Annotated in this window: 15 protein-coding genes; 4 read left to right on the top strand and 11 right to left on the bottom strand. The window is 68.0% G+C overall.

What is annotated here, in order from left to right; genetic code table 11:
• Positions 1-134: 134 nt before the first annotated feature.
• The 5 genes from IPJ78_19360 to IPJ78_19340 form a co-directional block, all read right to left on the bottom strand.
• Entirely contained in the window at positions 135-614 is a 480-nt protein-coding gene (locus IPJ78_19360) for a hypothetical protein (protein ID MBK7908688.1), read from the bottom strand.
• Between the two features lie 92 nt (positions 615-706).
• Entirely contained in the window at positions 707-928 is a 222-nt protein-coding gene (locus IPJ78_19355) for a hypothetical protein (GenBank protein ID MBK7908687.1), read from the bottom strand.
• A 336-nt stretch (positions 929-1,264) separates the two neighbouring features.
• On the bottom strand, positions 1,265-1,498 hold the full coding sequence (locus tag IPJ78_19350) for a hypothetical protein (protein ID MBK7908686.1): 234 nt from the start codon (positions 1,496-1,498) through the stop codon (positions 1,265-1,267).
• A 50-nt stretch (positions 1,499-1,548) separates the two neighbouring features.
• On the bottom strand, positions 1,549-1,782 hold the full coding sequence (locus tag IPJ78_19345) for a DUF2188 domain-containing protein (GenBank protein MBK7908685.1): 234 nt from the start codon (positions 1,780-1,782) through the stop codon (positions 1,549-1,551).
• Positions 1,779-2,522 (bottom strand): hypothetical protein, encoded by a 744-nt coding sequence (locus IPJ78_19340; protein ID MBK7908684.1) that lies wholly within the window; start codon positions 2,520-2,522, stop codon positions 1,779-1,781. Before IPJ78_19340 ends, IPJ78_19345 begins: the two co-directional genes overlap by 4 nt.
• Before the next feature lie 1,056 nt (positions 2,523-3,578).
• Between IPJ78_19340 and IPJ78_19335 the strand changes: the two genes are divergently transcribed.
• The 3 genes from IPJ78_19335 to IPJ78_19325 are packed head-to-tail and all read left to right on the top strand — an operon-like array spanning position 3,579 to position 5,652.
• Positions 3,579-4,181 carry a hypothetical protein gene (locus IPJ78_19335; GenBank protein ID MBK7908683.1) on the top strand — a complete coding sequence of 201 codons (603 nt, stop codon included), beginning with the start codon at positions 3,579-3,581 and terminating at the stop codon, positions 4,179-4,181.
• A complete protein-coding gene (locus IPJ78_19330; GenBank protein MBK7908682.1) occupies positions 4,174-5,079 on the top strand; it encodes a hypothetical protein in 906 nt (301 codons plus the stop codon). The genes IPJ78_19335 and IPJ78_19330 overlap by 8 nt, the downstream gene beginning before the upstream one ends.
• 12 nt (positions 5,080-5,091) lie before the next feature.
• A complete protein-coding gene (locus tag IPJ78_19325) occupies positions 5,092-5,652 on the top strand; it encodes a hypothetical protein (protein MBK7908681.1) in 561 nt (186 codons plus the stop codon).
• 9 nt (positions 5,653-5,661) lie between these two features.
• Here IPJ78_19325 and IPJ78_19320 read toward each other — a convergent pair whose 3' ends face one another.
• Genes IPJ78_19320 through IPJ78_19310 form a run of 3 tightly spaced genes read right to left on the bottom strand, consistent with a single transcriptional unit; the run spans position 5,662 to position 7,515 of the window.
• Positions 5,662-6,210, bottom strand: a complete 549-nt coding sequence (locus tag IPJ78_19320; protein ID MBK7908680.1) for a hypothetical protein — start codon at positions 6,208-6,210, stop codon at positions 5,662-5,664.
• The gene (locus IPJ78_19315; protein MBK7908679.1) at positions 6,207-6,632 is read right to left on the bottom strand and encodes a protein kinase; all 426 of its coding nucleotides are present in this window, start codon (positions 6,630-6,632) and stop codon (positions 6,207-6,209) included. The genes IPJ78_19320 and IPJ78_19315 overlap by 4 nt, the downstream gene beginning before the upstream one ends.
• A 55-nt stretch (positions 6,633-6,687) precedes the next feature.
• Positions 6,688-7,515 carry an NYN domain-containing protein gene (locus IPJ78_19310; protein MBK7908678.1) on the bottom strand — a complete coding sequence of 276 codons (828 nt, stop codon included), beginning with the start codon at positions 7,513-7,515 and terminating at the stop codon, positions 6,688-6,690.
• Positions 7,516-7,810: 295 nt separating this feature from the next.
• On the opposite strand from IPJ78_19310, the gene IPJ78_19305 reads away from it, so the two are divergent.
• Positions 7,811-9,115: a M20/M25/M40 family metallo-hydrolase gene (locus tag IPJ78_19305; GenBank protein ID MBK7908677.1), complete on the top strand. Its 1,305-nt coding sequence runs from the start codon at positions 7,811-7,813 to the stop codon at positions 9,113-9,115.
• Positions 9,116-9,157: 42 nt separating this feature from the next.
• Here the strand turns inward: IPJ78_19305 and IPJ78_19300 are convergent, their stop codons facing one another.
• The 3 genes from IPJ78_19300 to IPJ78_19290 all read right to left on the bottom strand — a co-directional run bounded on the left by IPJ78_19300 (position 9,158) and on the right by IPJ78_19290 (position 10,514).
• Complete coding sequence (locus tag IPJ78_19300; GenBank protein MBK7908676.1) at positions 9,158-9,607, bottom strand: hypothetical protein; 450 nt, start codon at positions 9,605-9,607, stop codon at positions 9,158-9,160.
• A 134-nt stretch (positions 9,608-9,741) separates the two neighbouring features.
• Positions 9,742-10,203, bottom strand: a complete 462-nt coding sequence (locus IPJ78_19295) for a hypothetical protein (GenBank protein MBK7908675.1) — start codon at positions 10,201-10,203, stop codon at positions 9,742-9,744.
• Positions 10,204-10,301: 98 nt separating this feature from the next.
• The gene (locus IPJ78_19290) at positions 10,302-10,514 is read right to left on the bottom strand and encodes a hypothetical protein (protein MBK7908674.1); all 213 of its coding nucleotides are present in this window, start codon (positions 10,512-10,514) and stop codon (positions 10,302-10,304) included.
• Positions 10,515-10,885: the final 371 nt, after the last annotated feature.

The raw sequence follows: 10,885 nt of genomic DNA, 5'->3' as shown, positions 1-10,885 counted from the left end.
CGCATCGCTGCGTCTCCCCCACATCCTCCGAACTACCGCGGACCGAACAGGGTGACCGCGCTCTCTCGCGCCGGCGCTTGCGTGTGGCCATGACTACGGCGTCTGCTGCGCCCCCGCCGCGTCGCGTCGCGGTATCACGAGAGGAACGTTCGACGATTCTCGTAGTAGTCCATGACGGCCTCCAGCCGCGTGGCGGCCACCGACTCCCCGATTCCGCACTCTCGACACAGCAGGATCAGATCGTGCGCCTCGCGCTCGAGGAACGTCTTGAGCCGCAGCGCATCGAGCGCGACGTACCCCTCGAGCGGAGTGCTGATGGTATGGAGACACGCCGCGACCACGTGCAGCGTGGGAGACTGCAGGTCCGCGACGAAGAACCAATGCGGGAACTCGGCATCGACGGCCGCGACGAACGCCCGGACCTCGGGCACCTCCCAGAGCGCACGCGCATCGCTGTCGTAGCCGTCAAAGAGTACGCCGACGCGCCCGAACGCCGCCCGCATGCGCGACGACGTGCTGATCTCCTTTCGGAGGCGACGCACGAGCGGAGCGTGATCGGCGCGCTCGACGTCCCGCCGGGGGACGATGATCGGGGGGAGGGCTGGTCTCGGCATCTTCCGCACCGCCAACAGTGGCGCCTCGCACCGCAAGTCGCAATACGATGTCGTCGGACCGACGATACGAACCCGCCACCCTGCCCTGCGCCCTACGCCGAGTCGCGCTCGCGCTGAGAACCCTCGCGCTCCTCGGCCTTCCACGCCGCGATCTGTTCGCGAATGGTCGCCCGGATGCGCTCCCCTGCAGCGGCCAGTGCGGCGCGCGCCATCTTCTTGCGATCCTGCACACTGTAGCGGTCGGGATCCGCCAGGATCTTGTCCGCAAGCTTCCGCATGGCTGATTCGAACCCTACGGTGGCTTCGGCGTTCATCAGGTCCGCGAGAGCCTTCTCTCGATGACGAGGAACACCACTCTCTCGGACAACGCGCGCCACATCTCTCGCGTACGCCGCCGCACGACGCTTGAGATCGTCATCCCGTCTATCGGTCATGCAGGTACGAACTCCTCGCGAAGTCCTTGATGGCTCCGCGTCGGCCAAAGGTGTATTCGCTCGACCGATGGAACGCGTCCGCGCCGCACCGGCCCCCGACCCGCGCTCCGAATCTTCACGTCGTCACGAACCCGCGCAATCCCCACGGCGACCACCACGAAAAGGGGCCACCCGCGCGTCCGCCGGTGGCCCCTCCTTCATCCTTCCCCCTTCACCCTACTTCATCGCCGGCGGCTCACTCACCGCCGCCAGGATCGCCCCGCACGCCGTCAACAGCGGCGGCACCACCCCCGCCAACTGCGGCACCACCTCGCTCAGCGCCGTCAGCAGCGTGTTCGCCGGCTGCACCCCCGCCAGCGCCCCGAGGATCGCCAGCGCCACCCCCATCAGCGCCCGACCACCCTTGGGCTTCCCCTTCCGCTCCTTCGCATCACGCATCGCCTCCGGCATCCGACCTCCTGATAGAAGAGTTTGAAGTAGCGAGAGCTCCCAGGCGCCCCTCAGCGCCCATCCCGCGGCGGATACGGATCCCGCCCGTACGAGTTCTTCTCCTCGATCCGCCCATCCTGCCGATGGATCGTGTGCTCCACCTTCCGCACCTTCGCCGCCGCGCGACCCGCCGCGACCGCCACCCGCTTGAGCCGGTGCCGCGACACCACGCAGCCGTCGCACTGGTTCACCCACCCAGCGCCGCCCTCCACTGGCGTCGTGTGAACTCCGCCGCCGCGATTCATGCCGCCTCCGCGATCACGGACGCGGCCACCGGCGCGGCCACCGGCGTCGCCGGAGCCACCAGCGTCACCTCGCTCGCCGCCGCGCGCGGACCCGACGTGCCGGGCTTGTAGTGCAACCGCTTGGCCCCGCGCCACGCGCGCAGCAACCCGACGTTGCCACGGAACGCCCCGCGCACCTCCGCGTCGAGCCGCTCCAGCGCCCGACGCCCACGCACGATCTCCGCCTTCACGCCCGCACTCGCCGCCATGTGCGTGCTCACCTGCGTCGCCTTCCCCCCCATCACCCGCTCCAGCGTGTCGCGCGCCGCCGTGAACCGGGCGAGGAAGTCGGCCGCCAACCCGTTCGCGACGAACACCGCCTCGAACGGCCGCGCGGCCTCCACCATGCCGTCGCACACCGCCAGCATCTTCGTCGGACTCAGCGGGAGCCGCGGCATCCGCAACGCCGCCGGGAGCCCCACGTCCGACTGCGGCGCGATCTGCGACCGCGCGATCGCCACGATCGGCCGGATGTGATGGTCGATCAGCACCGAGCTCTGATCCTTCTGCCGCTGCACCTCCGCTCGGCGCAACTCCTGCCCCGTCACCTGCGCTTGCGCGTGGTCGCGGAGCCGCTGCACCACGTCGTCGAGCATCGCCCGCGCGCTCGCGAACGACGGCGAGCCCTGCACCGGATTCGCGTCCGTGAACGATCGCACTCGCACGAGCGTGTCCATCAGCTTCTTGTGCACCTGGTTCATACAGCCCTCCCTCCTATGGATGTGGTTGGACGCGATCCGGCCCCGGGGTTCCTGCCCGTGCGCGTCCGTCACGGGCGGCCGTACACTTTCGAGCCACTGCACTGCGCGATTCACTGGAACCACTGCTGCACTCGGTCCTGACCTTGCGGCGATCGATGCCGGACCTGCTGCAGTCGATGCCGAGCCTGCTGCATCCGCCGCCGAGCCTGCTGCATTCGCCGCCGAGCCTGCTGCATTCGCCGCCGTGCCTGCTGCATTCGCCGCCGCGCTTGCGGCGTTCGCCGCCGTGCTTGCTGCATTCGCCCTCGTGCTTGCTGCATTCGCCGCCGTGCTTGCTGCATTCGCCATCGCGCCTGCTGCATTCGATCTCACGCCTGCTGCGTTCACCTCCTTGCTGCACGCACCGCATGGGTTGCTGCACTCACCTCGGCCGACGCGGCACTCGCCTCGGCGTCCGCACGAGTCGCCGCACGACGTGCGGCATTCGATCCGTCCTCCGCGAGACTCCGTGCAGCGCGCGCAACGATCACCCCTGACTGCGCGGCACTCGCGGCTTCGCCTGCGACACGCGATGCATTCCCTGCTCGACTCGCGTCGCAGTGCGCGTGACTCAGCGCATCAGGTGCGGCGGTCGATCCTTCGGGTGCGAGACTCGTCGCGCGGCGTGCGAGTTCCGATACGGAGCGCGCGAGTCTCAATTCGCTGATTTCGAGACGCGGTTGTCCTCACGCGCCTCCCCGCAGCCTGCCCTCCCCTCGCGACCCGCGGAGACCTGCACCACCTTCTCCGCCCGCGGCTTGGGCTCCGTCGGCGGTGACTCACGCCGATCGTCCTGATTGCCCCTATCTCTGTATCCGTTTTGAGGGGCGAAAACAATTACGCCGGATTGACCGCCCCACTCCGCCGAATTGGCCGTAATTGTTTTCGGCCTCCAGAACGGATGTAGGAGTAGAGGCACTCCACAACACGCCTCCGCCAGACCATTCCACGACCTCAACCCCCGCCCGCATGCGAACGTCACGCGAGAGGACCGCACCCGGAGGAGGCACCGCACTGGTGGCCGTCGTGCCTCCACCGGCGCCACCGACCGACGGCGAGAACGTCCGCCAGGTCAACGACATCTATCGGCGGCTCTTCACGCCGCTGGTCATCCACGCCGAACGGCTCCTCGATCACCACCGCGCGAAGGACGCCGTGAACCAGACCTTCCTGGAGATCTGGCCGCGCTGGTCACTGCTGACCGAGAAGCAGCGCTCGGACGCGTACTTCTTCGGCGCCGTGTCCAAGACCGCCGCGGACATGCGGGCCGCGGACGACCGGTACGTCTCGCTGGAGGACGCCGAGTCGGAACTCGACAGCAAGGTCGTGAGCGAATACTCGCAGCCACGGGGCAATGACAAGGTCGCCGAGATCATCGAGCGGACGGTGGCGAGGATGCCCCTCGCGCGCCGCGAGGTGTGGATCCTCGTGAAGGACCAGGGCTTCACCTATGAGGATGCGGCGGCGCAGCTGGGACTCAGCCAAGCCACCGTCAACAGCCAGATCGTGAAGGCCTACGCCGACATCCGCGCCGCATGCGTCCGCGCCAACGTCCCGCTCCCCGGCGCCAACCAGATCCCCCGACTCCCTTCGTCGACCGGAGGTACCAGCAATGACTGAAGAGCACCTGCCCGAGACCGACGAGATGGCCGCCGATCTCGAACTCATCATCAATGCCCTCAACGGCCACCTGAGCCCCGAACGCGTCGCCGAGGTCACCCGCCGTCTCGAGGAGGACCCCGCCTTCCGCGACCTGGCCGCCCCCATGCTCCTCACCTGGAGCGTGCCGAGCTATCTCGAACGCCACCCGCGCCCGGTCGGCGAGCTCGAGGCCGCATGGACCGAGTTCGCCGAGCAGGCGGGCATCGCGCAACCAGCCACTTCGTCGGCCCCACGGCCCTCGGGCCGCGTGCTCTGGAGCCGCAGGCGGACCTGGGAACGCATCATGTGGTTCGTCGTCGCGTTCATGCTCATCGTCCCCATGGGCGCCACCATCTGGTACGACGTCATCAAGCCCGAGTACTTCCCCGAGCCCACCGACGGCTACGTCGCGCCCGCCGTCCCGGCCACGACCGAGGCCGAGCCGGTGCCGTACCGGAGCGGCTGGATCACGCTCGAGAACGGCATCGACGTGCAGCTCACGCCCGGGGCGGAGCTGCGCGTCTCGCCGCGCCGCCTCCGCGGCATGCGGCACCTGATCCTCACCGGCACCGCGCGATTCCGGGTGCCGGAGCTCGACCCGCCCGGCACGCCCACGCGGACCCAAGCGCTCGTCGTGGAGACCCCCGTCGGGTTCGTGACCGCCAGCGAGTCGGAGTTCACCGTCGCCGCAGGCGCCGACACCACCGAGGTGCAGCTGCACGTACTCCCGGGTCGTTCGCCCCTCCCGCCGTCGCCGCTCACGCTCGCGTCCGTGATCGAACCCGCGGACCGCGAGCGGATCCTGACCCTGTCGGAACCAGGGAGCGCGCGCCTCGTGCGCGGCAGCGATCCCGTCCGTCTCCCTTCATCGCACTGAGCCGAGGGCACCATGCAGACGAACTGGTCACCCGTCGTTCCGCTGACTCCTGCCCTGCTGGTCGCCGCCGCCAACGCGTTCATCGGCGTGAGCGAACAGGGCGGCGACAACCGCGGCCCCATGGTCGAGCACTTCCTCCGCGGCGTGAACCTCCCGCCCGGCCAGCCCTGGTGCGCCGCCTTCGTGCACCACGTCGGCCACTGGTCGCACTACGATCACGCCAGCCGCCGTTCGAGCTGGCCGCTCCCCGCCACCGGGAGCTGCGAGGCGCTCGCCCGCGCCGCCCGCGCCGCCGGCCTGCTCCGCAGCGAGCCCAACGTCGGCGACGTCTTCCTCCTCTACAGTCGCGTCCGCCGCCGCTTCTTCCACACCGGCATCATCGTCGACGTGTTCGGCGAGGCGCGCGCGCACGAACGCGACTTCCACGTGTGCGTCACCATCGAAGGCAACACCAACGACGATGGGTCGGCGAACGGGTACACGACGCTGCGGAAGCATCGCACGTTCCGCGCGGCGGACGGGCATGCGTTCATTCGGTGGGCCGAGTGGACGAGGCGGGTGGTGGCGGCTTGAGGTGGTGAGTCACCGCCAGTCTTCCCCTTCCTTCATGCCCCACACATCGAAGTACCCCGCCGACTCCCGCTCCTCGCATCCCTCCCGATCGCGCTCCAACGCATCCGCGAGGTCCTGGTGCCCGAGCGCACGCAACGTCTCCACCCGGATCGCATCATCCCGCGCATTCCACGCATCGTTGAGCGTATCCCACTCCGGCGGCCCCTCGCCCAAGCGCCAGTCCTCGTCTTCTTCCAGCCCGTGCTCCTGCCGTAGCTCGTCCATCGCCTGCTCGATCAGCACCATCTCGGGGTCACGCCCCATCGAGGCCAGCGTGATGCACTCGAGGAAGATCTCCACGAAGTAGTAGACCGCGTTCTCCGTGGTGACGCCCTCCGCCGCCAGCGTCCGCGCCGCCGCGATCCACGGCCCCGGCTCACGCGACTCGTCCAGCTCCCTCCGGATGTGGTTCATCATCCGCCCCTGGCGCTCGCGCTCCGGCTCCTCGAGGAGCGAGCGTAGGCGGGCGACCGGCGGACGTTTGTCATCGGTCCTGGGCACTGCGCGGCGACGGCTCATCGTGCTCCCTCTCCCCCAATCCAATTCGAATACAGCATCACCGGCGCCCGCCCCTTCTCCATCTCCCGCGCGATCCGCACCGCCTCGGCCACCGGCAGCTGCCGCTCGCGGTCGAGCCGCGCGCGCAGCGTCTCGCCCGTCACCAGCGGCATCACGTAGTAGAGGAGCCCATCGGCCGCGCCGCTGTCGAGCAGCGGGAGGATGTGCGGATGCTGCAACCGCGCGGTGGTCCGGATCTCCGAGAGGAACCGCTCGCCGCCGAGCGCGGCCCCCAGGTCGGGATGGAGCACCTTGATCGCCACATCGCGATCGTGCTTCAGGTCGTGCGCGAGGTGGACCGTCGCCATCCCGCCGGCGCCGATCTCGCGGTCCAGGCGGTAGTGGTCGGCCAGGGCGGTGCGGAGGCGGTCGGGGGTGGTCACTGCGGAGGATTCTCGCTCCCGCGCCCTTCGGGCGCAAGCAACGAGGGGTCGCCGTTCAGCCGCGCGGCAACCGCGTTTCGCAATGCGCGATGAAGCGCATCCGAAGCGCCTTCTTCTCCTTGGGTTCGAGATCGCGCCCGATCACCGTGCGGGCACGGGCGAGGAGGACCGAATCGATCTCCCGAGGAATGTGCGCCGTTGAGCGAAAACCGGCGATCACCGCCTCGAGTGAGGCGACCGCGACGCTCGATGCCAGCTCGCTGGCCACGGTTTCCGTGTCACTGGGGGCCTCCCCGAACATGCTTGAAGCAGGCGCATCCGTCAGCAGTGCCATCGATTCGGCCCCTCTCGGTACGAACGTGAGGAACCTGCGCACGACGGAGTCACCCCACTCGTGCGTCGAATCGGCCTCCTGCAACAGGAACAGCGACTGGCTCCCTCGGCTCGGCTTGATACCGAGCAGATGCACTCGGACACCGAACTCCTGGGCTTGCTGCACGCCAACACGAAGGTCCTCGTCGCCGGACAGCAGTACGGCGTCAGCCATCGCGCCGTTTCGCGCGAGGCTGATCATGTCGGTGATGATGAGGGAGTCCACTCCCTTCTGCTCGCCCGCCCGGTTCACGAAGCCGAGCCGAACCTTGACGCTCGGCATGTGCGCGATGGCGCTGTGCTGCGCGGTCGGCCCAATCGACGTGCCGTCGTACCAGTAGACGCGAAGGAGTGGCACGCCGGATACTCGTTCGGCGAGTTCGGAGAGCGCGCCGAGCGTGGCCGTGATGTCCAGTCGCATGTCCCCGCGCGGCTTCTTCGCGCCGGTGAGAAGCGTGGAGCCCTGCGCGAACAGGTATCCGGCGTCCACGAACACGGCGACGCGATTCACGCGCCCTCCGGGTCCGAAACGATAAAGGAGCCCCCGCGGGGGCTCCCTAGATAGACCGCACCATTCATATGTACTCGGGGCGGCAGTGGGAGCATAGGTTCACTTCCGGCGTTCGTCAAGAGGCGGTCGTCCATCGCGATGACGGAGCGAATGTAGGGACCTCTCTCCCTGCGGCCGAATCGATTCATTCCACGCGGGTGCGAGATGCCGCGCCCGTGACCATCCCCGCTCCCGGATCTTCGCTCCTCGCTAGCTTCCGACCGACACCCTTCGCTCCCGCCACCCGCTCCCGATCATGCGCACCTCACGACTCCTCGCTGTCGCTGCCTTCTCGCTGATCGCGGCCACCGCCCTGCCCGCTCAATCCGCCCCGCAGCACCCCACCGCCTGGGACCCCAAGCTCCTCGACCGCCCCGACATCCGCGCCGCGATGTCCATGATCGACCGCAACTTCCCCCAGCAGGTCGAAGAGTGGGTCCGCCTCACCGAGATGCCCGCCAAGTCCGGCATGGAACAGGCCCGCGGCGCGTACCTCAAGGCCGAGTTCGAGAAGCAGGGCCTCACGCCAACGGTGGACTCGATCGGCAACGTCATCGCCGTCCGCAAGGGCACCGGCGGCGGCCCCACGATCGTCATCATGGCCCACATGGACGTCGTCTTCCCCAACGAGACGCCCAAGCAGGTCCGTCGCGCCGGCGACACCCTCTACGCGCCCGGCGTGGGCGACAACACCGCCTCCGTCGCCAACATGCTCGCGACGCTGCGCACCATGAACGCCACCGGCTTCCGCAGCAAGGGCGACATCATCTTCATCGGCACCACGCAGGAGGAGGTCGGACTCAAGGGCGCCGAGTACTGGCTCCGCACCAATCCCCGCCCTGACCTCCTCATCGTGCCCGACGGCGCATACGGCAGCGTCGCCTACGGTGCGCTCGGCATCTATTGGACCAAGTACGTCTTCACGAGCCCCGGCGCCCACACCCTCGCCTCGCGTGGACGCCCCACGCCGGTCAAGGCGCTCGCCGAAGCCATCGACCGCCTCTACGCGCTCCAGTTCCCCGCCCTCCCCAACGGCGCGGTGATGAACATCGGACAGGTGCACGGCGGCAACATCTACAACGCCGTCCCGCAGGAGCTCTACTTCACCGTCGACCTCCGCAGCAGCGATCCCGCCCTCCTCGACTCCCTCGACCGCACCATCACCCGCATCACCCAGGCCGTCGCCGACTCGTTCAAGGTGGGCTTGCGGGTGGAGGTCGAGCAGAAGAACCAGGCCGGCGGCACCGAGCAGCAGCTCGCCGGCGCCCGCGCGCATCCGCTGGTGCAGACGGCCGTCGACATCAACCGCGCGCTGGGCATGACGCCCGGCATGCCGGGCGCGGCCGAAGCCGTCGCCACCGGTGCCACCGACGCGAACCCCGGCGTCGTCCGCGGCATCCCAAGCATCGCGATCGGCGGCGCCAAGGCCAGCGGCGCGCATCAGCTCACCGAGTACGCCCTCGCGTCCAGTGCGCTGCCCAGCACCAAGCTGCTGTATCTGCTCACGGCGACGTTCGCGGATGGGATCAGGGTGATGCCGGCGGCGAGGTTCGTGCCGTGAGTCACGGCATGGAGACGTCGGAACTGCGGTAGCGCGCGTGCGCTACCGCAGTTGCCGCACTGCGATCTCGCCGTCGACGCCGTCCACCTTCATGCGAAAGCCAGCGCCGGACCGGTAGATCAACACCTTCGGTGAAAAGGCATAGTGGTACTTGTACGCGTAGGACGCCTGCTGCCAGATCTGTCCGTTCGCCAGCTTGAATACCGTCTCACCGTCCCATCCGCTGAACTCGCCGTCGATCCGGGACTCGATGACCGCGCTCGCGCCGCCTGACACCCCCGCCTTTCCGGCACCGGGAGTCGAGGCCTGCATGACTGCGAGCGTGTAGCGCGCCATCCATGCGTTCAGCTGTTCGAGCTCCTCTGCCGACAGCTTCGACAACCCGGCGCGCTGGAACTGTTGCGCCGTCATGAGTACTTCGATCCTCAACTCGGCGGGAAGCGACTGCGCGGCCACCATGGACACGGGGGCGCAGCACAACAGCGTGCACATCAGGGTGAATCGGCGCGGTCGTCCTCGACTCACTGAACGATCCCTCGGGGATCTCATCCGACGGTACCGCTCCTGCCGGTGGACCGCTTGTTCGCCGCGAGGAGCAGCCGCCGCCTCGACAGCGCCTTCCACGATCATCGCGCTGAATCGGTCGCGCGAGACGCTGTCCGCACCGACCCATCGGTTGCGATGGAGGTAGGGGTGACCCCTTGGAACCTGAACTCCCAGTACTCCCCATCGTGCGCGAGTGCGCAGCGCACTCGATAGAGTGCCGTGACACCCGCATGGAGCGAAAGCGGCTCCCCCTCGCCGTTGGTGAAGCTCTCCGCCAGCTCGTCGCGACTCGCGGCGGGGACGAGAGTATTGAAGAATCGCAGAACATGCTTCTTGGACCCGTCTTCCGACGCGTGGGACTGCTCGAGCTTCGAGATCGACTCTGCGCAGGTGACATACCAGAATACCGCGAACGCGTCACGCCCTGGCTTCAGCGCCAGCATCTCGTCAGCAAGCTCGACGAGGCGCCTCGCCTGCTGCAGCACGGTCTTCGCCGCCGATTTGCCGCTCGTTCCGATTCCCGCCGCGGTGATGAGCGGCATAACCGGAGTCTCCACGTGACGCTCGTAGAACTGCTGGAAGCGCCCGACATGCGGATTCCTCGCACCTTCGGCCCTCGCGGGTTCCGCTGACCGCGGCGTCACCGCTTGAGCATCGCCTCGATGTCGGCCCCGATTGCACGCGCATCGAAGCCTGGCGTCGAGGCCTTCGAGACAAGCGCCTTGATTTGGTCCTCGGTGACATTCGGGAGGACGGCCTTGAGTTGCGCGATCTGCTCCTTGAGCTGCGCCGGATTCGCCTTCATCTGGCTCGCCAATGCGGAGATCGTCTGCTTGAGCAGTTCCGGATTCATGCGTACTCCATCGATGCGTATGGTGGTCTATGGGGCGATGCGGACAAGGACGGCATTCGCCACCGAAAAGCATATCCCAGGGGTCTGACAGCGCTAGCTATGACAACTTCTAGGGGTGCAATCATCCTGAGTGTGGATAACTCGCCCTTCCCCCCTTGCCCCAATGGCGACGGCTGAGCGAAACGATACCTCGGCGGCAGCAAACCGGATTGCATACCGCCGGTCAGACGAGTTCGGGGTTGAGGCCTACGGCCAAACGAAAGCGGTTGCAACGTGTCTATGAGCTGACGTCGGCGAAAGTCCGACACCGAGCGGCAAACCACGGTCGCTCGGGATGGTCTCGCGACAGCGCGCACCAAGCCCTATACTCT

Source organism: Gemmatimonadota bacterium (assembly GCA_016714015.1).
Classification (GTDB): Bacteria; Gemmatimonadota; Gemmatimonadetes; order Gemmatimonadales; family Gemmatimonadaceae; genus Pseudogemmatithrix.
The sequence above is the reverse complement of the archived record's forward strand: the minus strand, read 5'-3'. Positions and strand labels throughout refer to the sequence as shown.